Raw genomic sequence first — 26,992 nt, 5'->3', positions numbered from 1 at the left:
TGCGGCCGACGTTCGAACCGTCCGCACTCGTATCGAACTCGTTGGCGGCGGTGTTCGGGTCGTCGAGCGTGATGTTGGCGTCGACGAAGGTCGAGACGAAAGTGCGCGCCCCGGCCGGACGGTAGGTGACCACGTCCCCATTGCCGAAGGGCGTGGATGCGTCGAGGATCTTGTCGGCCACCGCGTCGATCGTCCCGCGGTTGAAGGTATCCGACACCTCGGTGAAGCCGACGGTCTGCAGCTTGATGGTGTTCTCGTCGATCACCTTCACCTGGTAGGTCTGCCCGTTGTTCAGGCCGTCGATCCAGGAGCCGGCGTTGTTCGAGTTGTAGATCACCTGGTCGCCATTCGCAAAGGCGTGGTTCGCGACGGTGATCGTGTCGTAGTTGACGTTGACCTGGCCCGCCGCGAAACGCGTGCCCAGCTGGATCTGGTCGTCGTCCACCACGACGACCGTATAGTCCTTGGCCTGCGACACCCCGCCCTGGGTGGTGCCGGTGAAGGTGATCGTCGCGCCGTCGGTGAGCTTGTGCAGCTTGCCGAAGTTGATGGTGTTGGCGCCTGCGTTCGAATTCAGGACGGTGCCGTCGGAAATGTCGCTGCCTTCGCCACCCTGTTCCGCGATGAGCTCGATCTGCTTGCCCGCCTCGACATGCTGGGTGTCGCCCACCGTGAAATTGACGGTTCCGGTGGCGGACGCGCTGGTGCCGACGGACTTGGAGGATGCGAAGCCACCGAAGCCCGAGGCGTAGCCCGTCGAATCCGCGTCGGCCAGCAGGTACGCCTTGCCGCCGATGTCGTCGTCCACCTTGATCGTGCTGCCGGCGCCGCCGAACGTCAGGTTGACGGTGTGATTCGTCACCGAGTTGGCATTCCCGCCGGCGAAGTCGCCAAACAGCGACCCGGTGCCCGAGGCCATGCTGGAAGTGGTTGCCGCCAGCGCCACCGCGTCGACCCGGAGGTTCTTCGCGCCCGAGGTCACGCCATCGCCCACGTTGCCGAGGAACGACAGGTTGGTCGTGCTGCTGGTGTTGATGTTCGCGGTGATGTTGGACACGCTGGCCAGGCCGCCGAAGCCGCCGGTCGAACCGGCGCCGAAAGCCTCCGCGGAGTGCCGGGCCGCGACGTTCACGTCCTGCCCGGCCGTCAGCGACATGTCCTCGCCGACCGTCACGTTGACATCCGAGTTGTTGTTGACGGTGATGACGGTGTTGGTGACGGCGGCCAGCAGCGCCGCCGTCGTGCCCTCGGCCGACCCCAGCGCGCCGTAGCCGCTGGAGGTGCGAAGGAAGTTCGTCCCGTCGTGGTTCAGCAGGCCGAGGATCGTCACGTCCTGGGCGGCATGGATCGAGCCGCCGGTACCCGTCGTGACCTTCACCGTCGGATTGAACTCGGACACCGTGTTGGAGTTGCTCAGGGCGACGCCGGGCGACAAGGTGATCGACGTTGCCGAGGACTCCGACTTGCCGAGCAGCTTGGCCTGGAGGTTGAATTCGGTCGCCGCATCGGCCTGCACACCGGCGCCGATGCGCCCCGTCACCGTCGCATTGTTCTTCGCGCTGGTGCTGGTGCTGGTGGCGGCGGCGAGGCCCGCAATGGCGGTCGCCTTCGTCAGCGCGGTGACGTTGGACGTCAGCGCCGCGTCGAGGTCGATCGCGCCGACCGAGGTGGTGATCGTCGTCGTCGTACCCTGGTCGAGGTCGTCCTCGCTGGCACCGATGCGGACTTCGGCGTCGCCGTTGTCCACGACCTGGACGTCGAGCAGGCTCACCGAGGCCAGGCCTGCGGCGCCCGTGCTCAGCGCCGCCGCCGAGGCGGTGTGGGTGCCATTGGCCAGCAACGTGATGCTGTCCGCGGATGTCGTTCCGCTCTTGCCGATGTAGGCGCGCGTATCGCTATCCAGCTCGGTCTTGACGGTCGCGCTGGCGAGGCTCACGCCGCCGGAAACGCCGGTGTTCTTGGACTGCGGTGCGGCCGTCGTCGTGCCATTGGCGGTCATGCTCAGCGCGCCGCCGAGGGTCACGGTGCTGCCATCGCCGATGAAGGCCTCCGTGTCGTGCGCCGCCTTCGCCGTGATGTCCGTGAAGGAGAGCGCTGCCAGGCCCCCCACCGTCGTGCTGTTGACGTCCGCCGTAACCGTGGTATTCGCCGTGGCGTTCAGCGTGACGTCGTCGGTCGCGGACAGCGTGGTGCCCGCTCCGATGTACGCACGCGTACGCGACGACTGGCCCGCACCATCGCCGATCGTGGCGACGATCTTCATCTTGTCGACCTTCACCAGGCCCGCCGCCGATGCGGAATCGATCGTGGCGTTGGCCATCGAGGCGCCGGTGTTCGTCGTCGCGTTGGCCGTGAGGTCCGCGCCTCCGAGGTTGACCGTCGAGTGGTCGCCGACGAAGGCTTCCGTGATGCGGCTCGCGGTCGCCCGCGACTCCAGGTTGTCGACGCCGACCAGGCCACTGAGGCCGGTGCTCTTCACCGTGGAGTTCGCCTCCGCAGTCGCCTCCGAAGCCGTGAGGTTCACGGCGCCCGCCGTCAGGTCGGTGTAGCTGCCGACGTACGCGCGCGTCTTGCCCTGCATGTCCGCCACCGCGGTGGTGATCGACACACCCACCAGCCCTGCGATGTTGAAGCCTTCGCTCGCCGCGCGGGCTTCGGTACGGCCCGTGGCCACGGCGTCGACAGTGCCCCGGGTGCTGCCGTCCTGGCTCAGGATGTCGATCTGGGCCAGCGACGGTCCCGCCGCCTCGGCGTTGCGCCCGACATACGCCTCGACGTTGTTGCTGGTGAGAGCCGTGGGCTGCAGACCTGCGACCGACACGCCACCGGCGACGGTCACGTTGAACAGCTTGGCGTCGGCAAGTGCATCGCCGTCGGCCGTCAGGTTCAGGTCGGTCACGCGAAGATCCGCGCCGTTGCCGGCATACGCCCGCGTCGTGCCGCCGGCGATCGCGGTCGGCTTGTAGAGGCTGATCCCGAAGAACCCGGCTCCCGCGCCACCCTGGGTACGCGCCACGGCATCGATGTCGCCGCGTGCGGACACGTCCACCGCGTCCGTTCCGCCGGTCACCTTGACCACGGAGCCCGCCTTGCCCCCGGCATTGACGCCCTCGGGCGCGCCGATGAAGGCCTCGACCACCCCCGTGGTCTTCGCTTCCGCCACGAGATCCGCGGCGGCGCCGAAGAAGGAAACCGCGATCGTCTTGGCTTCGGCCTCGGCCTTGTTGACCACCCGGTCGCTCCCCGCGAGCTTGCCCGCGCTCACGTCGAGGGTGCCGGCCAGCAGGTTCACGCCATCGCGCACGAAGGCGGAGGTGGCGCCCGAAACGGTCGCCGTCGGCTTGTAGATGCCCACCGCGATCACCCCGCCGGCATCCACGCCGAGCAGGTTGGCGACGGCGTGCATGTTGCTGTCGGCCACGACCGTGATCGCGCCTGCGCCGACGTTCACGTCGGTGGTCACGTTCGATGCGACTTGGCTGCTGCCGGCGCCGATGAAGGCCTCGACCTTGCCGCTGACGTAGGCCTGCGAGGTGACGTCGCTGCCGCCGACGAGGCCGCCGATGGAGATGCTCGCGCCCTGCACGTTGGCCTTCATCACGGGTGCATCGGCCAGGATGGCCAGTCCGCTCGCATCGAGGTCCACCCCCTGCCCTACGTAGGCGCGCACGGTGCCCTCGACCTTCGCGAACTGGTCGATCTTCGACAGCGTGATGAGGGACAGGCCGGCATTCACGACGGTCGGCGTCGCCAGCATGTGGCCGATGGCCGTGATGTTCACCTGGCCGTCGATGTCGACCGTGCCGATGTTGGACGACGGCGTTACGCCCGAGGCGGAACCCACATGCGCGTCGACGCTGCCGCTCACGTTCGCATGGGCCGTGATGTCCGAGATGCTGGCGAAGCCCGAGACGGCAAAGCCGCGCGTGTCCGACTTCGAGTCGTAGTCGCCGTCGGCGTAGACATCGAGCGTCGCTGCATCCAGCGTGCCCCCCTGCCCCACGAAGGCGCGGGTCTTGCCGGCGACGTCGGTCAGCGTGTCGAAGACGTTGACCGCCACGAAACCACCCGCGGTCAGGGCGAAGCCGTCCTCGCCGAAGCCGGCGGTGGCGTTCATGTCCGACCAGGCGTTGATGGTCACCGCGCCGGTGATGTCGGTCACGCCGGAGCCGCCGGTGGCCGGCCCGCTGAACGGGGCGCCCACATACGCTTCGACGGTTCCGTCGACCAGCGCATTGGCCCGCAGGACGGAGACCGAGGCCAGGCCGCCCAGGGTCATCATGACGGTGGTGGTGGTCGCGTTGTACTGCACGCGGTCGCCGGAATTCCCCGCTTCGACCGTGAGCGAATCCGCCGTGAGGGCGACACCATCGCGCACGTAGGCGCGGGTCTTGCCGCTCACCTCCGACTTCGGTTCGGCGGCGCTGACGGACAGGCCGAAGCTCGCGGTGAGCAGGCGCGCTTCCGCGGTTGCGTTCATGGTCGCGTCGGCATCGACGACGACGGCACCGTCGCCGGCATCGCTGCCGCCGATGGTCAGGATGGGCTTCGCGGACGCGGTGGCGCCACGGTCGTTCTGCGCGCCGATGAAGGCCTCGACCTCGCCCGTCACCTTGGCCAGGGACGTCAGGAGGTTCCCCGCGAGGAAGCCGGAGACGGCGCCCGAGGTCACCGTCGTCGTGGCGTTCATGGTGTCGCCGTAGGCCTTGACGTCGAGCCGGTCGGCCACGACGGTGGAGTTTTCGCCGGCGTAGGCGAGCACCGCGCCCGACACGTCGGCGGTTGGCTTGAGCGCGTTGACCGTGATGCCGAACGAGGCTCCCAGGCCCTTCGCCGAGGCGTGCGCCGTCTGGTTGCCGTGGGTCTCGATCTTCAGGCGACCGTCCGTGCCGGCCCCGTCGGTCAGGGTGATCGAAGCGCGCGAACCGCCGGTCGGCGCCATGCCGGCCCGGGTTCCGGTGAAGGCTTCGGTGCGGCTGTCGATCGTGGCGTCGGCGATGGTGACGTTCAACGCCGCCGCGCCGCCGATGGCGGCAAACTCGTTGACCGAGTACGCCTGGTCGTGCGAGGTGGACAGGACATCCAGCCCGCCGGCGCTGACGGTCGTACCCTCGCCCACGTAGGCCAGCGTGTCGCCGACGACGCTCGCCTTCGACTTCGTGACGGTCGCCCCGGCCAGCAGGCCGAAGCCGCCGGCAAAGCTGTCGACGCGGGCCTCGTAGGTGGACTCGGCATCGACGCTGAGCTTGTGGTTGCCGATATTGACGGTCGTCGTGGTCAGCGGCGCCGGATTCACCAGTGCCGACGGGTAGAACACCACGTTCGGGTGGCCCGTGCGAGTCAGCTGGTGGTTGCTGCCGGTGCCCGAGGACGTCAGGTCGATGGCGACGCGGCCGTTCAGGTCGTCCTGCTCCGCAAGCGCCAGGATGACATCGAAAAGACCACGCTTGATCTTGGCGAGCTGGATGCTTCCGTCCTCGCCCGCGATGACGTAGTACTGCTGGCCGCTGGTCAGGCCGCCGATCGACGCACCACCGCCCGACGAGTAGGTGACGATCTCGCCGGTCACGAAGGGCGCGGCCTGGGCGGGCAGGTGCAGCTCGTTGAGCCGGGTGTCCGCCAGTTGCGACGTATCGGCGTGCCGCCCGACATACGCTTCCGTCACGCGGTTGACCTGCGCGTCCATGATCGCGAGCGCACCACCGATGCCCACACCGCCGACGGCGATCGATTCACCCGTGGGCTTGGCGTGCGCGAGGCTGTCGGCCGTGATGGCCGTGTCGCCGTTGGCGGTCACCGTGGTGCTGCCATCGATGTAAGCGCGCGTGGCGCCGTCGATCCTGCCGATCGATTCGATCGCCGAGACGGCGAGGCCGACGATGGAAGCCGAGAAGCCGACCACCTTGGGCGTCGCAGTGTGGTCGCTGTCCGCGTCCACCTTCACGCCACCGCTGGCGCGCAACTGCGCGTTGCTCGCAAACGCCTCGACGACCGAGTCGATGATTTCCTCCGCACGCGCTCCTGCGGCGGCACCATCGATGGCGGCGTTGATGGCCGACGCGTCGGCCGTGGTCTTGGTCACGCCCGAACCGGCGTCGAGAGAGTTCAGCTTGCTGTCGGCGATGATCTGCAGGTCGCCGGCGCCCGACTGCGCCGTGCTGTCCTCGACGGCCGCAAGGGTCACCGAAGCAATCTTGTTCTTGGCAAGGGCGACGCTCGCGGACACGCCCGTCAGCCCGACGCTCAGGCTTGCGGCGTTGACATCCGCCGTGGCATGGAGGCGGTCGTGGGCCTCGACGGTCATCGCCCCGGCCAGGGCGCGGGCATCGGAGCTGTTGCGCACGCGCGCCTGCGTGCTGCGCGTGACGATGTTCGTACCACTCGCGCCTGCACCGGCGCCGGCGGCGCCGATCCCGATCGCCGCGGCCACGGCGTAGGCATCGGGCGTCGCGAACAGCTCGCTCTCCGAGTTGGCCGATACGGTGAGCACCCCGGTGTTCGCGCGCACCCGGCTGTTGTCGATCACCGCACTGGTCGTGCCGGCCAGGGAGTTGGAGGCCTGCGCAGCGGAAATCGCGATCGACCCGGTGACGAAGCCACCGGAGATGGAGATGGACGCCGCAGTCGCATCGGCGGTGCTCGAGATCGAGTCCGTCGCGGCCAGCTGCACGGTGCCACCGGCCGTCACGCCCTGGGCCTCGTCCGCATTGGACGCGAGGATGTCCGCCTGCACCGTCTGGGTAATGGTGTTGTTGACGATCGCGCCGGCGCCTGCACCCGAGAGCGAGAAGCCCACGGCGGCCGACATCGACACCGCAACACCGGTGCCGTTCGACGAGACCGTGCTGTCGGCCCGGGCCGTCTCGCGGACGTCCACGGCGGCGTCGACGTCGCTGTCGCTGATGCGCGTGCGCACCGTGCCGTCGAGCAGCACGCTGGCCTGGGCGTAAGCCACCGACATCGACATCGCCGCGCCGAACGCGACGGAAGCGCTGACGGAAACGCTTTCCACGTCGTTGGTGAACGCCGTCTGGTCGGTGGCGGTGAGCAGCACCGAGCCCAGCGTCGCGTCCACGTCCGAGTCGTCGGCGATCAGCGCCTCGACCAGGTTGGTGGACGTGAGCGACGCCAGCGCGCCGGCGGCCGCCACCGAACCGGCGAACCCGCCCGCGCCGCCGAACGAAACGCCGACCGCGACGGCGCTCGAGTCGACCGTTCCATTGGACAGGGCAGTGAGCGTGACGTCCCCAGTATCGGCCGTCACGTCGGAGCCGGAGATCACTGCACGCGTGCTGGTGCCGAAGTTCACTTCGGCCACGGACAGGGCCAGCGTCAGGTTCAAGGCCCCGGCGCCCGCACCGCCCACGCTGACCGACACGGCGGTCAGTTGCGAGTCGATGGTGGAACTGTCGGTCGCCAAGACCGAGACGCCGCCGCCGGCGTCGACATCGGAGCCATTGACGATGCCGGCCTCCACGTCGTTGGTCAGCGTGTTGCCGGCCAGCACCGCGGCGACGGCCACGTTGATCGCCACCCCGCCCGCGCCGCCGACCGCCACGCCCACGGCCTGGCCGAAGGATTCGATCGAGGCAGCGGCCGTCGCGTCGACGGTCACGTCGCCGCCGGTGCTGTCGACCCGCGAGTCGTCGATCACGGCCAGCAGGCTGCCGCCCAGCGTGTTCTCGGCGTAGGTGACCGACACCGAGACGTTGACCGAGGCCGCCCCGGCACCGCCCGCGGACACGCTGACCGCGCCCAGTTCGGACAGGATGTGGGCGCCGTTGTCGGCCTGGACCGTGACGTCGCCGCCGGCAACCACGTCGCGGCTGCCGACGATGCTCGCCTCGATGGCGTTGTGGATCTCGTTGAAGGCAATGACGCCCGCCCCGGCGACGTTGATCGAGACGCCGCCCGCGCCGCCGGCGGCAATGCCGACCGCGATGCCGAAGGACTCGATCTCCATGCGATCAGGGCCGTCCACCGTGGACGCCGCCACGTCGACCGTTCCCGCCACGTGCACCTGCGAGTCGGCGATGGTCGCCTTCAGGGCGTTGCCCACTTGCACGTCGTTGGACGTGCTGGACGTGAGCAGCAGGTCGCGGTAGTCGATGTTGCCGTCGCCGTTGATGTCGAAGCTGCCGCTCACCAGCGGCTTCAGCGCCAGGAGATGGGTGGCGCCCGGGTGCCGTGCGATGTAGGCATCGATGGCCGCGCTCGTCGACAGGTTGTCGTCGGCCGTCGAGGTGTCGTCGACCGTGTCCATGGTGCCGTCGGCGCCGGCTTCCGCCATGTCGTCGAAGATACGGTCGGCGCCCGCCATCAGCTCGTTCAGTTCCGTCAGCACGGCCACGCCGGCATGCAGGTCCTGGAAGTCGATGGTGCCGTCGCCGTTCCAGTCGAAGTCGAGGCTGGCCCCCATGGCGTTGCTGGCGTACACCAGCGCGCCGGCCACGTTGACCGACACGGCACCGGCGCCGCCGGCCGCCGCCGACACCGAAATCAGCACGGCCTCGATGCCGGAGACGTCGGTCGCCCGGACGGTCACTTCGCCGTCGGCCCCAGGATCGCCGTCCGTATCGGCTGCGCTCATGGCGTGCACGTTGCTGCCGTTGCGGATGCTGGCCTCGACCGTGTTGCCGCTGATGTTGGTCGCGGCCACGGCGCTCAGCGCCACGTTGATCGACACGCCACCGGCGCCGCCGGCGGCCACGCCCACCGCCTGGCCCAGGGCCAGGATGGAGTTGTCGGCATAAGCCTCGACCGTCACGGCACCGCCGGTGCTCGTCACCGTCGAATCGTCGATGGTCGATGTGAGGCTGCCGGCCATCGTGTTCTCGGCATAGGTGGCCGAGACCGCCACGTTCACCGACACCGCGCCGGCGCCGCCCGCCGCCACGGTGATCGCACCGAGCTCGGACAGGATGTGGGCGCCGTCCTCGGCGCGCACGGTGACGTCATCACCGGCGTTGGCCGCGCTGCCGACGATGCTCGCCTCGATCGAGTTCTCGATCTGGTTGAAGGCGAGCACGCCCGCGCCCGTCACGTTGACCGAGACCCCGCCCGCGCCACCGGCGGACACGCCGACGGCGATGCCGAAGGATTCGATCTCCATCCGGTCGCTGCCGTCGACGGTCGCGGCGGTCACGGTCACTTCGCCGGCTGTGTCGACGGTCGAGCCGTCAATGGTTGCCTCCAGCGAGCCACCGATGCCGTTGCTGGCATAGACGCCGGCGATGGAGACGTTCACCGACGCCGCGCCGGCCCCGCCTGCCGACACGGCGGCCGAGACGAGGATCGCGAGGATGTCCGACACGTCCGTCGCTTCGACGGTGACCGCACCGTCCGACGCATCCATGGCGTCGACATCGCTGCCGTTGCGGATGCTGGCCTCGACCGAGTTGGTCGTCGTGTTGGTCGCGACCACACCCGCCATCGCGACATTGATGGACGCCCCGCCGGCGCCGCCGGCAGCGATGCCCACGGCGACGCCGATGGCCTTGATCTGGTTGTCCGCCGCCGCATCCACGGTGACTTCGCCGCCCGAGGCGACCGTGGAATGGTCGATGGTCGCCAGCACATTGCCGCCCATCGTGTTCTCGGCATAGGTGAGCGAGGCAGCCACGTTGACCGACACCGCGCCGGCACCGCCGGCGGACAGCGAGATCGCCAGCAGGATGGCATCGATCTCCGCCCTGTCCTCGGCCAGGACGCCCACGTCGTCGCCGGCGATGACACCGCTGTCGACGATGCTGGCTTCGATGTCCCCGTTCACTTCGTTGAACGCGATGACGCCGGCGCCCGACACGTTGACCGAGACCCCGCCGGCACCGCCGGCCGCGATGCCCAGTGCAATGCCGATGGCCGTGATGCTCGAGCTGTCGTCCGTGGCGGCGTCGTAGTTCGAAGCCGCGACGGTCACCGCGCCGGCGGTGTGGACCGTAGCCGCGTCTATGGTCGCCAGCACCGAGCTGCCCACGCCTGCGTCGTCCGCTGTGGTGGCAGTCAGCAGCAAGTCACGATGGTCGATGCTGCCATCGCCGTTGATGTCGAAGTTCGACCCGACCTTCGGCTTCAGCGCCGCGAGGTAACCCGTTCCGGGGTTCTGCGCGATGTAGGCATCGATCGCCGCGTCGGTCGACAAGTCGTCGTCGCCCGTGGTGGGATCGCCCTCCAGGTCGCCGAGGATGCCGTTCGGCCCGGCCTGCAGTTCGTTCAGCCGGTTGAGGATGGCGACACCGTCGTGCAGGTCCTTCGCGTCCTTGACGCCGTCGCCGTTCCAGTCGAAGTCGGTGCTCGCCGAAAGCGCGTTGCTGGCGTACACGAAGGCCGCAGCCACGTTCACCGACACCGCGCCGGCGCCGCCGGCCGCCACCGAAGCCGAGGCAAGCACGGCAAAGATGTCGGACAGGTCCGTCGCCTCCACCGTCACCTCGCCATTGGCGGCATGGTTGGCGGTGACCACGCTGCCGTCGCGGATGCTGGCCTCGACCGCATTGCCGATCAGGTTGGTCGCCGCCACGGCGCTGAGCGCCACGTTGATGGACACGCCGCCGGAACCGCCGGCAGAAACGCCCACCGCAAGGCCCAGCGCGAAGATGTCATCGTCCGCGAACGCGGCTACGTCGACTGCGCCGCCGCTGCTGACCACGACGGCGTCGTCTATGGTGGCCGTCACGCTGCCGCCGATGATGTTCTCGGCATACGTCGCCGCCAGGCTGACGTTGATGGAGGCCGAGCCGGATCCGCCCGCGGCCACGGACACCGCGCCCAGCACCGCCAGGATGTTGGACTCCTCCCGTGCCAGCACATCCACGTCGCCCGTCGCGTGGACGGCGGTGGCGTAGCCGGCAGGCCCGGTGTCCTCGATGCTGGCCTCGACCGAGCCGGTCGTGGTGTTGAAGGCGACCACGCCCGCCGCTGCCACCTGCACCGACACGGCGCCCGCGCCGCCGGCGGAAATGGCCGCGGCGATGCCGAAGGCCTGGATGCCCACCTCGGACGTCGCCTGGACGGTCACGTCGCCGGCCGTGGTGTCGACGGTCGAATCCTGGATCGTCGCCAGCGTGTCGCTGTCGATGAGGTTCTCGGCCTCGGCGACCGACATGGCCACGCCCACCGCGGCGGAGCCGCTGGCGGAAACCGATACGGCGGCCGAGAACAACATGGACCGGATGGCCGAGCTGTCCTGGGCCACGACGGCGACGTCGCCCCCCGCGTCGACGTCGCTCCGGATGACGGACGCCTCGAAACCGCCTTCGATGGTGTTGTGCGCCACGGCGCCCGCGGCGGCCACGCCCACGGAAACGCTGCCGCTGACGGCCACCGCCACGGCGGCCGAGATGGCCAGCGAATCGATGATGCGCGAGTCGCTCAGCTGGATGGTGTCGGCATCGATCACCGTGACGCGGTAGCGCCCGCCGTCGACGAGGCCGCTGGTGTCGCTTCCCAGGCCACTGTGGTACTGGACGATGTCGCCGTCCTGGAACTGGTGCGCCGTGCCGAAGCTGATGGTGTCGTTCAGGACGCTGGTCGTGGCGCCGTCCAGAACCTTGTAGTCCTTCAGCTTGACGCTGAATTCGTCCACCACGACGACTTGATACTTCGCGCCGTTGACCAGCCCGCTGCCGTCGCCCGGCAGGCTGCTGTTGTAGGTGACGATGGCCCCGTCGGTGAACGCATGGCCTGTCTGCAGCTTGATCGTGAATTCGTCCACCACCACCACGCGATAGCGCTGGCCGTCCACGAGACCGTTGCCCGCCAGGTCGCTGTGGTAGGTGACGAGGTCGCCGTCGGCGAACCCGTGCTCGGCGCCGAAGGTCACCGTATCGGCGCCGGCGGCGAGGCTCACCGTGCCATCCAGCGCCAGTGCGACGCCGGTGCGCGGCGTGAGCGAACTGGCGCTGCTGGCGGCCCAGAAGTTGGCCGCGCCCGAAAGGTTGGCCACCGAACCGAAGGTGATCGTGTCGGCATTCGGATCCACGGCCACGTTGGCATTCAGCGCCACCGTGCCGCCACCGCTGATCGCCAGCGAGTTGGTGCCGCTCGCCCAGATGGGCACCTGCGGCTTCAGCTTGATGTTGAACTCGTCGACCACCTGCACGGTGTACTTCGCACCGTCGACCAGGCCGCTGGTGTCGCCGGGCAAGGTGGTGTCGTAGGTGACGAGCTGGTCGTCGGTGAAGGTATGGCCAGCCTGCAGGCGGATGGTCGTCGCATTCACCACGACGACGCGGTACTTCGTCCCGGACGCGAGGCCGCTCGCATCGGTCTGCAGGTCGCTCTGGTATGTCGCCAGGTCGCCCGTCGAGAATCCGTGGGCGGTCGTGAAGGCCAGCGTGTCGGCGCCGGAGTTCACCGTGACGGTGGCATCGGTACCGGTCACCAGTTCGAGCTTGGTGCCCTTGTTGTTGGTGAGCGAGCTCTTGCCGGAGGACCAGTTGGCCGAAGCGGAGAGATCGACCGTGGCGCCGCCGATGGAAATCGCGTCCGTGGTGGTGTCCACCCGGACGCTGCCATCGAGGGTCACGCCGCCGAGCGTCGTCGTGCCGCTGCTCCAGGGGTTCGCCGCCTTCAGGTCCACCGGTTGGTCGGACGCCTTCAGGTCGGCGTAGCGCCGGTCGCCGTCGACGACCAGCGCGCTGCCGCCGCTGGTCCACGGATTCAGGCTCAGCGCGAGGATGCCGCCATCGTTGGCGAGCACGCTGACGGCGCCGCCCGCGGTGACATCGGAGTCGGTGATCGTCGCCTTCGTGGTGCCGGCGATCTGGTTCTCCGCCAGTGCGAGCGACAGGCCCACGCCCACGGCGCCCGTGCTGCCGACCGCGACGGACGTGCTGATCGACACCAGCACGGCGCTGATCGACGAGCTGTCCACCGCCAGGACGTCCAGTGCGCCATCGGCGTCCACCACGCTGTTCAGGATCGAGGCCTCGACCTCGTTCGTCATGACGTTCTTCGCCCACGCGCCCGCGCCGGCAATCGACACGCCGACGCTGGTGCTGGCCGCCACGCTGATGCCGGCGGCCGCCGCGACGGCGTCGATGCGGTTGTCGGCCAGGGCCCGGACGCTCACGTCACCACCACTCGATGTGACCGTCGAGTCGTCGATCGACGCCCGACTTGCGCCGGATATGGTGTTCTGGGCCAGCGACACGGCCAGCGCCAGCGATCCGGAGACCGAGCCGCTGGAGGCGGACACCGCCACCGCGGCCGCGATCACGTTCGAGGTGATCTCCGCCGAGTCGTTGACGCGGACGGCTATGTTGCCCACCGCGTCCAGCGTGCTGCCGTCCGCCACCAGGGCCTGCGTGGAGCCGCCGACGGTGTTGGTGGCCGAAGCCGCGGCAAAGCCGCCGGCCAGGGTGACCGTGCCACTGCCGGCCGCCACGCTCGCCGCGACGGCGATCGTGTTGGCATGGATCTCGCTGCCGGCATTGGCGATGATGGAGACGGCCCCGCCGCTGTCGACGTCGGAGGGGTCGATGCTGGCCAGCGTCGCGGTGGTGATGGTGTTCGTGGTGACCGACACAGCGCCGGACAGCGCCAGGTTGACCGTGCCCGAACCGATGGACACCGAGGCCGCCAGCGTTGCCAGTGTGGCGTCAATGGTGCTGTCGTTGTCGGCCAGCAAGGCGATGGAGCCGCCGGCACTGACGTCGGCGTCGCCGATCACTGCCTCGACCGTGCCGCCGATGGTGTTCGTCGCGATCACCGCGCCGAAAGCGCCGCTGATGGAGACCGTGCCGCTGCCGGCAGTCACCGCCACGCTCGCGGCCAGGCCCAGGGCGTCGATGTCCTTGTCGGAGCTTGCCGTGATGTCGAGAGCCCCGCCCGCGTCCAGCGACGAATCCAGCACGTGCGCCTGGACATCGTTGTCTATCGTGTTGCTCGCCACGGACACCGCGGCGGCCAGGCTCAGGGAGACCGTCGAACTGCCCGCGGTCACGCTCACCGATGCGGTTGCGACGTTGGCGTCTATGCTGGCCGAGTCGGTGGCGCTGATGACGGCATCGCCGTCCGCGTCGACCGCCGAGCCGCCGATCACGCCGGCCTCGATCGTGTTCGTGATGGCATTGGTCGCGTTGGAGCCCGCCCCGGTGCCGCTCAACGAGACCTGGCCACCGCCGACGCCGACGCCGACCGAGGCGGCGACGGCCGTCGCCGTGATCGAACCGTCCGACGAGGCGTTCAGGCCCAGGTTGCCGCCGGTGGAAGTGACCGACGAGCCGCCCTCGATCACCGCGCGGGTGGTATTGGTGACGTCGTTGTCGGCGTCGCTCACCGCGACGGTGAGCGTGCCGGAAGCGCCGCTGCCGCTGACGCCGACGGACGCCGCCACCGCAACGAGCGTCGCGCTGATCGCGGTGGAGTCCACCGCGTCCAGCGTCACGTCGCCGGCCGCCTGGACATCGGCGGCACGGATCACGGCCAGGACCGAGTTCTCGGTCTCGTTGTACGACCGCGTGCCGGCGCCGCTCAGGCCGACGGACGCGCCGCTGCCGCTGGCAGCGCTGACCGAGACCGAAGCCGCCACGACGACGGCGCTGATGGCCTTGTCGGAGCTGGCATCCATGTCCACCACGCCCGTCAGCGTGGCGTCGACGTCGTCGACGAGGGCTTCCGTCTTCGCCTTGATGACGTTGTCGGAAGCCGATACGTTGACCGTGCCGGCGACGGAGACGTTGCTGCCGCTGGAGGACGACACCGTGAGCGCCGCCGAGACGGCGTTGGCCGTGATGTTGCCGCTGTCGGTCGCGCTCACGACCAGGTTCCTCGCGGCGACGATCTCGTCCTGGTCGCCCACGCTGTCGCTGTCCGTGAGGAGTGCGCGGGTGGTCAGGTCGATATCGTTGAGCGTGATCGCGACGTTCGCGCTCACGCCGACGGCGGCACCGCTTTCCGAGGACGACACCGTCAGGCCGACGCCGAAGGCCGTCGCTTCGATCGAGGCCGTGTTGGATGCCGTGATCTCGACGTCCTGCCCCGTCGCCGTGATCGTCGTGTCGTCGACCTTGGCGATGGCGGATGCGTTGACCTTGTTGATCGTGACCGCCGCGCCCAGCGCCACGCCGACCTTCGATCCGCTGCCGCTGCCGGCATTGATGGCGACCGCCACCGACCCGGTGGTGGCGTCGATGGTCGAGGCGTCCGATGCGTTGACCGTCACGGGGCCCGTCGCCGTGATCGTGCTCCTGGAGACGGTGGCGCCGACGTTCGACGTGATCTCGTTGCCCGAGCCCGAGCCGGCTCCCGCGAGCGCCAGCGTGCCGCTGCCCGAGGAGACCGAGCCGGAAAGGCCGAAGGTGAAGGCGTCGATGTCCGAGGTGGACTCGGCCTCGACCGTGAAGGCCGCGGACTGGACGTCGGCCTGGTCGACGGTGGCCGTCGTGGCCTTGGTGATGTGGTTGACCGCGACCGAGGCGCCGATGGCCACCGCGCCGAGGTTGCTGCTGTTGCCGCCGCTGGCCGTCGTGACGGCGACCGCGCCCGAGCCGGCATCGGCGTTGACGCGGCTGTCGTCCAGCGCGTTCACCGAGACGGCGCCACCGGCAGCGTTCACTACCTGGACGCCCGAGGGGTTGGTGATGCCGGCTTGCGTCGTGGCATCGATGTAGTTGCCCGACCCGGCGCCGGCGCCGGCCAGCGCCTGGGAGCTGTTCGAGAACGAGCCCGAGCCGGCGATCGTCAGCGTGTCGATCGAGGACTTGTTGCTGGCGTCGATGTCGACGGCGGCTGCCGTGATCGGCGTGTCGGTGACCGTCGCGCGGATGGTCTGCGTGATGTCGTTCACCGCCACGGAGGCGCCCACCGACCCGGAGGTCGTGCCGCCTTGCGACTGGCCGGTCGAAACCGCGAACGCGAGGCCGCCCGAATCGGCCACGATGTCGGAGTTGTCCTCGGCGTTCACCACGAGCGCACCGGAGGTGCCGATTGCGCTGCCTGCGGCGACCTGCGCGAGCACCTCGGAATCGACGATGTCGACGATGACCGCGCCGGCGCCGGCGAACTTGACGCTGCTCGAGTTGTTGTTGTTCTTGGACGAACTGGACGAGCCGGTGTCGACCACGCCCGCCACCGCGATCGCGATGGCGTCGATGTCGTTCTTGCCGCTGGCGTCGAAAGTGACGCCGCCGGCGCGCGAATTCAGCGTGTTGCCGCCCAGCGCCCGCGCCCAGGTCGTGCTCTCCACGTCGTTGACCGCGACCGAGCCGGTCACGCCGGCGTCGCCGTTCAGGGCGAAGCTCAGGCCGCCCGCGACGTTCGTGATGTCCGTCTCGTCAGTGGCACGCACCAGGATGCCCTGGTCGCCGTGCGCGCCGGTGTTGTCGACGTTGACATCCACGTCGTTGCCGAGCACCGCCTTCGTCTGGCCGTGGATGACGCCCACCGTCACCGCGCCCGCTATGCCGACCTTGGTGCCACCCGAGCCGTCGCCTTGCGTGCTGCCACCGCCGCCTTGCTGGCCGGTCTGGCCCTGGTTGTCCTGGCCCAGCGACGCCGAGGCTGCGATCGCCAGCATGAAGATGTCGTCGTGGCTCGTGGCCGTGACCGCGAGGCCGCGTGCCGCCGTGTCGACGGACGCGCCATCGCCGTCGAAATCGCCCGAGGCCACGTCGATCGCGGTGCCCTGCCCCAGCGCGGCCACGTCGGTGCCGTCGCCGACCAGCGCCAGGGTGTCGTCGAGGTCGACCACCACGCCCACCGAGATTCCCACCGCGGACTCGCTCAGCGACCCGCCGAGGGAACCCGCGTAGCTGCCGATGTCGGTCTTCGACACGGCGGCCACTTCGGTGCTGCCGGTGGCCGTGATCGCCGCCTGGCCCGAGGTCGCGTCGTTCAGGTCGTCATTCACCAGCGCCCGCGTGTGGGTGATGTTCACCAGCACGTTGAGGGAGCCCGCGCCCGAAGTGCTCGCACCCGCGCCCGCGTTGACGGCGAGCTGGAAGAAGTCGTCGGAGGCATCCGCCTCGACGGTCACGTTGCCGCCGGCGTTCACCGTCGTGGCGGTGCTCGAACCGCCCTCGATCACGGCTTCGGTGGTCGCCATGTGCACGCCGACATTGAGCCCGATGCCGACGCCGCTGCCGCTCTCCTTGCCCGTCCCGATGGTGACGCCGAGGGATCCCGCGACATCGACCATCTCGACGTCGCTGGCCGCCAGGACCGAAACATTCCCGTCGGCGTCGATGTCGGCGCCCGAGCCGATGCTTGCGCGCGTCGTCGGGCTGATGATGTTGATGGTGGCCGAACCCGCGCCGGCATCGCCGCCGGAGCCGATGGCCGCGCCGATCGCCAGCGAGGTGACGTCGAGGCCGGTTTCGACGTCGACGATCGGGGCGACGATCTCGAGCGGCTTGAGCGAGCTCGAGGCGCTGACGTCCACGTTGCCCGCGGCGTCGACGTGGGCCCCGCTGCCGATCCGGGCCAGGGTGTCGAAGTCCGCCACGCCGATGACCAGGGCCGCACCGACCGAAGTGTCGGAGCTGCTGCCGCCCCCACCACCGCCGCCACCGCCGCCACCACCGCCGCCACCGCCACTACCGCTGGAGGAAATCGTGAGCGCCGCGCCGCCGGCGACGTTCTGCATGCCGACGTCCTGCCGCGCGATCACCGAGACGTCGCCTGAACTGGCCGTCACCGTGGCCCCGTCGGCGATCGAGGCGCTGACCCGGTTCGGATCGTCGGTGGCCGGAGAGCCGTAGATGGTGAAGGCGACGGCCCCGGCGATGCCGAGGCTGGAACTGTCGCCACCCGTGCCGGCGCCGCTGCCGGTCCCGCCGCCGGTACCGCCCCCGGTACCGCCACCGCCGGTGCCGCCGGTCCCCTGGGCGTCGGTGCCGCCCGAGGTATTGCCGCCCTTGCTGCTCTGCTTCGAGCCCGCGCCCGACACGGCCATGGCCTTGAACTCGTTCATCTGGCCGGCGGTGGTGCCCGCCTCGACGGTCACCGAGCCGGCGCCGGTCGTGCCGTTGCCCAGCGAGGCCGCGGCATCCAGCAGGCCGACGTTGAACGCCACGGCGGCGCTCACGTTGTCCGATTCGGATTCGCTCTGCGTGAAGGCGATGCTGACCGCCTCGGTCTTGGCGTCGACGTCGCTGATCGCCTTGACGGACAGGTTTCCGCTCGCGTCGATCGTGAGACCGTTGGTGATCTCTGCCGACACGTCCGAGACGACCACCGAGCCGCCGATCGAAGCGGCGATGCGCAGCACGCCGCCGGAGGTCTGGGTGGAGCCCTGGGTGGCGTTTTCGTTGCCCTGCCCGCCCGGATCGCTGGTCTGGCTCTGCGCGTCGTTGTTGGCCTTCGCCACCTGGGTCTGCGGCGCCGGCTTGGCCAGGTCCTTGCCACTGCGGTCCTTGGCGAAGTCCGTCTGCGAACCCGTCTTCTCCTCGGCGGTCTTGCCGCCTTCTTCGGCGTTCTTCTCGCCCATTGCGCTGGCGGAAGCGGCCGTCGTGACGCTGACCGTCGCCTTGGCTTCGACCGTCACGTCGTTCGCGGTGGCCGCGCCGGTCGCCACATCGCGGGCGAGCCGGGCGGTGACGTCGTCGTCGACCCAGCCGAGTGCGATGGCGACCCCCACGCCGGTGGCGCCGCCCTCGGTGTCGGCATCGCCCTTGGTGATCTGGGTGTTGCCGCTCAAGCCGTGGATGACGAGGTTGCCATCCGCATCGAGCTCGGACCCCGTCCCGACGATGGCCATGCTGTCGTTGTCGGAAACGGATAGCGCGATCGAGCCGCCGACGGCCTTGCCTTCCTTGGGCGCGCCCGCACCTGCCTTGGCCTCGGTGTCCATCGTGTGGACGCCGTCGGCCGTCACGCTCACATCCTTGGCGCCGCTCAGCGTCGCCGTGTCGGCGAGGATCGCATTGGCATCGTGCAGGCCGATGTCGATCGCGAAGGAAAGGCCCACGCCCACGCTCTTGCCGGCCGTCGTGCGCTTGGGATCGGCCTTGGCCAGGTTGTTGCTGCTCGAGTCCGCGTTCAGCACGGCATCGGGCTTGTCCGTGCCGGCGTCGACGCCGTCGACCAGGGTGATGGTCGAACCGCTGCCCACGGTCGCCGCGGTCGTCCCCGCCGAGTAGTTGATGGCGACCGATCCGGCCACGCCGATCTTGCCACCGCTGGCCCCCGAGGTCGCGAATGCGGCGGAGCTGTGCGTGGACTCGCTGAACTTGTGCCCGTCGCCGGTGCCCTTGCCGGTGAGCGTGATCTTCTTGCCCGCGATGGCATCGGCGTACGTCGCGGCCACTTTCAGCTTGCCGTTGTCTTCGACGATCGCGAAGTAGCTCTGGCCATCCACAAGGCCGCCGATCGCGGTGTTGCCGGCAGCGCCCTTGTTGTAGGTGACCACGTCGCCGGTATTCAGGCCGGTGGCGTCACCGAGTTCCATCTCGTAGTGGTTGCCCGTCGCGTCGAACGTGATGAGCGGGTTGCCCACCTTCATCAGCAGGTCGATCGGGTTGAGATCGATGAGCTTCCCGAGGTCGCTGAAGGTGATCCGGCTGAGCGTGTGGCCGGTCCCCGAGCCCTGGGAGGTGAGGTCGATCGCGGTGCCGGCCTCCGCATTGGCCTTGGAGGTCGCCAGCTTGATCTTGCCCTCGCCGACGACGATCAGGTAATAGGTGGTGCCGTCGCTCAGCCCGCCGATGCTGTGGTCGTTGAGGAGGTCGCCGTCGAAATAGACGACCTCGTCGCCGGTGGAAAGTCCCTTGACCTCGTCGTCGTCGATGAAGATCGTGTTCTTGTCCACGTCCACGATGGGCGACTGGGTGGGCTTGACCTTGACCTCGCGGGCGAGCATGGCCGCTTCGACGGTGAGCCCGTCGGCGGTGATCGTGGTCGACGCGCCGACGGTCGCGGTGTTCGTCGTGTTGGTCACGCTCAGCGCCACGGCGGCACCGATGGCCTTGCCGTCGGCCAGGGTGGTGGCGCTGCCGTCGGCGTCCGACACGCCGTCGTGGTTGGCCGCGCTGCGCACCGTGACGGCGCCGCCCGCGTTCAGCGTCACGCCGTCCCCGACCGTGGCGGTCGCGGAGGCGGTGCTGATGTTCAGCGCGATGGCGGCAGCGACGCTGATCTTGCCGTCCGACGTGGAGGCATCCGGCGTGGTCGTCTTCGCGTCGTTGCTGCCGGTCCGGTCGTTCTTCTGGTCGGTCGCGAAATCCGCCTGCTTCTGGGTCTGCTTGTTGACCTTGTCGTCGTCCTGCGTCGCCTCGGGGGCGGTGTCTTCTTCCTTGGCTCCCGCGGCGCCGGCCTTGGCGTTGCTGCGCGAGCGCATGCTGCCGTGCGACTGGACGGCGATGGCGCCGGTCGCCGTGACGTCGCGCATCAGCGCGGCGGCCGCCGCTCCATCGGCGATCGTGAGCCCGAGCGACGCACCGACCGCCGTCTTCGTGCCTTCGGCTTCGCCCTCGGCCTCGGTCCTGATGTCGCCGCCCTGCGTGGCCTCGGCCTTCAGCGCACCGGTCAGCGTCAACAGGTCGCCGGCACGGATCTCTGCCGCGGTGTCGTCGAACACCAGGGCGACGGCGACCACCGGGGTCACCGAGGTCCCGCCCTCCGAGCCACCCTTGGCGGTGGTCGCTACGTCGTTCTTCGAGCTGGCCGCCAGGCTCAGGTCCTTCGCCCCGGTGACGATCGCGCCCTCGCCCAGCAGGGCCAGGGTGTCCATGTCGATGATGTTCAGTGCCACCGACGCGCCCACGCCGGTCTTGCCGCCGCCTTCCTGCTTGCCCGTGGACTTGATCGCGCTCGAAATCTCGTTCTTCGCGCTGATGCTCACGTCGCCGGAGACGTGCACCGTGGCGCCGTCGGCGATCTTCGCCTCGACGCGGCTGGTCACGACGTTGACGGCCAGGGCGCCGGCCACGCCGGTGTCGCCGCCGCTGGCGCCCGAGGTTGCCTCGGCCACGAAGGTATCGGCGCCCTTCAGGTCCGCCTTCAGCGTGACCGAAGTGGCGCTCACGGCGCCGGTTCCACCGATGGACGCTTCCGTGGTGAGCACGCCGACGCTCACGCCCACGGCGATGCCGAGGTTGGTATCGTCCGCGCTCTCGATCTTCGAACTGCCGTCGGCCTTGGCGCTGACCGCGGCCACCGAATCCGAAGTGATCGTCAGGGCGCCCACGGTCGTGATGTCCCCGGTGGACGCCAGGAACGCGCGCGTGCCGCTTTCGAGGCCGGCACCCGCCAGCGCGGCGGCGTACTTGACCTCGCCGTCGCTCGTCTTGGCGGCGTCCTTGGTGTCGCCGTCCTGGTTCGGGTCGGCCAGCGCGCTCTCGGTCTTGGTGGACTTGGTCAGGGTGTGGGCCGTGCCCGTGCCCGCCGCCGTGAGGTCGCGCAGGCCGGCGGTGCCGCCGTCCGGGTCGAGCGCGTGTTCCTTGGTGTCGAAGAACTTGGCCTCGTTGCCCGACATGCGGACGAAATAGGCCTTGCCGTCCTGCAGGCCGCCGACGTCGGTGCCGCCGTCGCCGTGGTTGTAGGTGACCCGGTCGCCGGTCTTCAGGCCGTGGTCGGCACCGACATCGATGGAGTCGGCGCCGGTGTCGACGACGCCGGCCGTCGTAGCGTTGAACTTGATCGGGGCGGCGTTCTGCTTCTGGACGGTGTGGGCCTTGCCCGTGCCGACGGCGGTGAGGTCGACCAGGCCGTCGGTGCCGCCCGCATCCGCATGTTCCTTGGTGTCGTAGAACTTGGCCTTGCTGTCCGTCATGCTGACGAAATAAGCCTTGCCGTCCTGGAGGCCGCCGACGTCGGTGCCGTCCTTGCCGTGGCTGTAGACGACCCGGTCGCCGGTCGCGAGCCCGTGGCCGGCGCCGAGGTCGATGGTGTCGGCGGCCACGTCGACCTTGGCCGCATCGCTGCCGTCGAACTTGACGGGCGCGCTCACGCCGTCTTCCGTGGCCTTGGACATGACTTCGAGCACGAAGTCCGCGTTGGCGGCCAGCGTGGTGGCGCCGTCGACTGCCGCCGTGGCGTCACCGGCGATCGACGCCTCGGTGTCCGCGAGGACCAGGCCGAAGCCGAGGCTCGCCCCGGCGCCGCCGGCCGAGCCGTCGGCGATCGCCTTGAGGTCGGCGGAGTTGCCGGCGGTGATGATCAGTTCCCCGGCCGAGTCCAGGGTGACGGAGTCGTGCACCCGGGCATACGCCTTGGTGAAGATCGTGGTGCTGGCCACCGCCGCGTCGGTGTCCGCATCGCCGCCCGGGTTGGCCGCCAGCACGTTGTGCGCCAGGATGGCCGAACTCGCGCCGATGTTGATGCCGCCCGTCGTCGTGGTGATCGAAGTGGTGCCGCCCACGTCGATCCGCGCGTTGGAGATCGAGTTCAGCACGCCGACCTGGAAGCCGCCGAGCTCGAAGCCCGCCACGTCCAGGATCTGCGTGGACACCGCCGTGAGGAAGAACTCCCCGGCGGTGATCGATCCGCTCACGACGTCGATGTTCGCGCCGGAGTTGGCCCACACGAGGTCGACCAGGGACGAATACTGCGCGCGGTCCGTGGCCCGCACGTCGATGGACATGTCCTGGGCAACGATGATGTTGCCGCTGCCCTCGACCCGCACCGATTCCGTGCTGTCGATGTCGAGCGCGCTGAGGGTGTAAGGGGTGGCGTCGTCGGACCGCAGGATCAGCAGGTCGCTCACCGAGGTCAGGTCGTTCGGCAGGATCTCGTCGGCGCCGTTGAACGTGATGTGCAGCGCCGGGCGCTGGGCATGGTCCGGCGTTCCGTTGAAGGCGAGGTCCACCGTGAGGATGTCCTCGCCCTGGCCGCCGATCTCGACGCCGAGCAGCGAGTAGGGCTTGATGTCGACCGCAAGCACCGTGTCGGTGCCGATGTCGTACTCGGCAAGCACGGCGCCGCCGTCGTCGTTGTCGATGAGCTGGAGCCAGTCGGCGCCACCGGGCGTCTTCTCGATGAAGCGCAGCGTCAGGTTCGACCCGAACAAGGGCAGTTCGTGCTCGATGTCGGCGGTGGGCGTGAACTCCTGGAAGCGCGTCACGTGCGATGCGCGCTGCGTCTTCGCGATGGGGACGGTGTTGGGATCGGGCGAGGTCGGGTCGCCCAGGTCGGGGAAGCTCAGGGCGCCGTTGCGCCAGTCGGTGAACAGGGCCCGGAAGCCATCGCGCAGCAGCGCGCTTTCCCACAGCGGGTTGTTCCCCGGGCTCGTGGGGTAGGCCAGGTCGGTCCAGGCACCGGAACCGGTCTCGCTGTAGCCGCTGCCAGGAAGCGGCGCGAGCGTGCTCGGGTCGCGGTCGTTCTGGATGCGGAAGGCGGATCCCGGGCTGGCCACGGGCACCACGAGGATCGGGCCGGCGATGAGGTTGTCGAACGCGCCCACGGCGTTGCGGAGCTCGATGCGCAGCGTGCCGCTGGTGATGTCGAAGGTACCGAGTTCGGCGAAGCCCAGGCCGTCGTGCTCGAAGTCGTTGGCGAAGACGCGCTGGTCCTTGACCACCGCCGAGCCTTCGGGAGCTGCCCCGTCGAACACCTGGTACTGAGCCTCCTTGGCCGGCAGCATCTTGTTGTTCGGAAAGCCCGGGTTCTCCTGGTCGGGCACGTCCTGCGTGACGTTCGCCGCCCAGGTGGCGTAGACCTTGTACTGGCCGGCCGCCAGCCCCGTCTTCTCGAAGACGGCCGGTTGGGCCTGGTCGTTCTTGATGTTGACGCGGAACAGCGCCGTCGTGGCGGTCTGGCTGTCGGCCCGCCAGACGTTGTCGGCGTCGATCGAGTCCATCCACGGCCTGTCCCCCGCAACGCCCGGCAGCGTGGTGGTGAGGATGTTGCCGCCGTGGGCACCATGCATGTTGAGCTTGGTGAAGTTGTACGTCGTGCCGCTGAGGGCGGAGTAGAGCGCGCTAAGCTGGCCGGCACTGGTGGTTTCGCCGTCCGGCGGCGTCTCCATCAGGTACATCAGCTTCGTGACGATCACCGCGTTCTTGTAGGCCGCGAATTCGTCCTTCACGAAGGCCGCGTCGTCGCTGAGCTGGCCGTCCGGGTTCGTGCCGTCTTCCGGGCCGGCGTAGAACTGGATGCTGATGCCGAGGCCCGGATCGAGGTACTGCGTGCCGCCCGGCGCGGGCTCGTGGTGCGGGTCGTCCAGCCCGAGGTACGCATCGAGCCGCGCGTGGTCGCCCGGCTTGAACAGCGGAATGACGACTTCGTCCGGCAGGCCGGCGCCGACCGTGAGCGACGCCATGTCCATCTTCGTGTTCAGCCCCCGCAGGAAGTCGAAGATCTCGAAATCGACGCCCGTGTATTGCTTGAACTGGTCTTTCAGGAAGTCGTTGACGAACTCCTGGATTTCGGCGATGCCGGCCTTGATGGGCAGGATCGCCTCCTTGATCGGGTCGAGGATGGGCGCCAGGAACTCGTCGATCGCCTCGCCCACGTCGGCGAGCGCCTCGCGGACGTCGCCCGTGAAATCGGGCAGGCCCACCATCGGCAGCAGGTACCGGTCGATGTAGCCGTCATTGGTGTCGTCGTCGTTGTTGGGGTCGTCGAGTTCCTTGACGAAGACGTCGAGCACGCCGACGCTGGCTTCCGAGTCGCGGCGCAGGATGTAGTTGCCGCTGCTGGGATCCCCGCCAAGGACGGAGTCGGTGATGCTCGGGTTGTCCTCGTCCGCCACCGAGTTCTGCAGGTCGCGCTTGCTCTGCGGATCCCACATCGCCTTGGTGAAGGCCAGGCCGACCTCGGCCCAGTTCTCGATGCCCGCGTCGATGTCCTCGATCCAGTTGTAGAGGTAGGCGCCCGCCAGCTGGTCGGTCGTCGGCTTGGTGACGAGCGGGTCGCCCGCCGTCGCCGCGGCCCATTGCAGCAGCAGCAGCCCGAAGTCCTGGCGCGGGCCGCTGTCGATCGCCTTCTTCTCGAGAAAGTCGCGGAGCTTGTAGATGGCGTCGACCACCGCGCCGCGGCTGCCCAGCACGACGAGCGTCTCGTCGCCGTTGCCGACCTCGTAGCCGCTGTTGAGGTTCTGCAGGACCGTCAATGTCTTGCCGTCTTCGGAAACCGACTTGACCAGGTAGTAGCCCTGGTAGTTGTGCAATCCGTAGACGGTGAAGCGCTGGCCTTCGACGAAGCCGTCGGACTTGAAGCTGCCGGTGGCGCGGGTGAAGGTGTTGTCGGCGTCGTTGACCGTGATGGTCGTCGCCTCGGTGTGCGGCACGAACACACGGACTTTCTCGTCGCCGCTCGCCTGTTCGTCCACCAGCGTGGTGGTATCCAGCGTCAGCACGCTGTCCGTCACGGCCTTCACGATGAAGGTGCCGTTGTTCGCCGCATTGGAGAAACCGCTGACCGTGATCTTCTGGCCGACCTTGAACCCGTCGCCCTTGGCGAAAAGCTCCGCTGGCTCGCCCCACTTCGCATCGGTGTCGCTGCGGACCAGCTGGTTGCCGTTCTTGATCTCCAGCGTCCCCTTCTCCCACTTCATCTCGGCGATGGCGGTCGGGTCGGCCGCGAACGGGCGCAGCAGGGCTTCGTAGATGAAGCGGGTCGGCGCGGCGAACTCGATGCCGGGCGTGCTGACGCTGCTGTAGTCGCCGCTCACGGTGTAGTTGTCGCCAGGGGGCGCCACGACCTGCGTGATGTCGTCGTTCGTGTCGACGCCCTCCATCGCGTCGGCGATGTAAGCCTCCGTCATGAAGTGGCGCAGCATGTTGCCGAGGTCGCGCTGGTCGGTGGTGATCGACTCGCCGGCCAGGACGAAGCCGGGCGCCACGCCTTCGGCGAATTCGTTCACCAGCGTGTGCGCGAAATGGTCGCCCGCGGAGTGCGTGAGCAGGCCGTACGACCACGCCAGGATCTGGCCCTTCTCCTGGTCCGTGTACCAGGGGTCGTCCTGCGCCGCCCAGGCCATGTCGAGCACGCGCGTGAGCCAGGTGGCGTGCTCGATGGGGTGGATGCCGAACTGCCCCATCACCACGTCGGGGAAGCCGTCGCCGCCGACCGCACCTGCGTTGTAGTAAGGCATCCAGTTCTGGAATGCCGCGACCAGCTTGGGATGGACGACGAATTCCTGGTCGACCCCGCCGATGTTGATGGTGACCTTGCCGTCGGCGATCGCGTCCGCGACCGCATCCTTGCCGATCTCGACGTGGACCTTCGGGTCGAAGGCGACCGCCGCCAGCGGTCCGCGGCCGGCCTGCACCTGGTGCTGTCCGCCCAGCAGGTGCCCGGCCTCGTGGGACACCACGTCGACGAGCAGGTCCAGGTAGTTGTCGGCGCCCGCGAAGGTGTCGGTGAACACGAACGCGGTGTCGCGCGCATCGAGGTTGCCAACGTCGACCTTCTCGGCCACGCCGAAGTAGTCACCCCACGCAGACGCCCAGGAGCCGTCGCCGCCCAGGTAGATCGTCGAGTACGCGCCGTCGTCCGGGCGGTCCGTCGTGAACAGCGCCCCCCACTCGGCGAACATGTCGTCGAGGGTGTCGACCAAGCGGGTGAGGATGGCGCTTTCCTGGCCTGCGAGGGACGTCGGCGCGGCGTACGCGGCGACATCGATGTCCTCGACCTGCACCGGCCCGTGGTAGTCGACGTCGTCGGCGCCGTCGACGTCCAGGAAGAACAGCTGCGGACGCGGGGCATTGGTGTCCTGTGCGCCGGCGGCATTGGCACTGATCACGACGCTGGGCGTCGTGAGGACGGACCCCGCATCGGACGTGTCCGTGGCGTCGGAGATCGACCCGGGTTCGCCGAGGCTTGCCTGCATGCCGGAGGCCGGATCGACGTAGGTGATGTCCGCCGACAGCAGCAGCCGCGGCTCCATCGGCTCGAGGCCGAAGGCCTGGCGCCGGTGCATCGGCCGCCGCGAGCGCCGGAACTGCACCTGGGCGCGCTGGCGATGCGCGTCCTGCTTGTGTTCCCTCGCCCGGCGCGCTTCCTCGCGCCTGGAAGGCAGGACAGGTGCTTCGGAGCCGAAGACCTTGCGGATCTGCGTAGCGATCCACGAACGCGCGAACACGTCGCGCAGCGAGCGAACGTTTGACAT

1 protein-coding gene (only partly in view) is annotated in these 26,992 nt (G+C 69.0%); it reads right to left on the bottom strand.

The window, feature by feature from the left end:
- Positions 1-26,992, bottom strand: the 5' portion of a protein-coding gene (locus LZ009_RS11185; protein WP_275698006.1) for an LEPR-XLL domain-containing protein. The gene continues 14,750 nt to the left of window position 1, outside the view; only the first 26,992 of its 41,742 coding nucleotides appear in the window; its start codon is at positions 26,990-26,992; its stop codon lies beyond the left edge, outside the window.

The sequence above is a fragment of the Ramlibacter paludis genome, assembly GCF_022012305.1.
In the GTDB taxonomy this organism is placed as follows: domain Bacteria; phylum Pseudomonadota; class Gammaproteobacteria; order Burkholderiales; family Burkholderiaceae_C; genus Ramlibacter; species Ramlibacter paludis.
The sequence above is the reverse complement of the archived record's forward strand: the minus strand, read 5'-3'. Positions and strand labels throughout refer to the sequence as shown.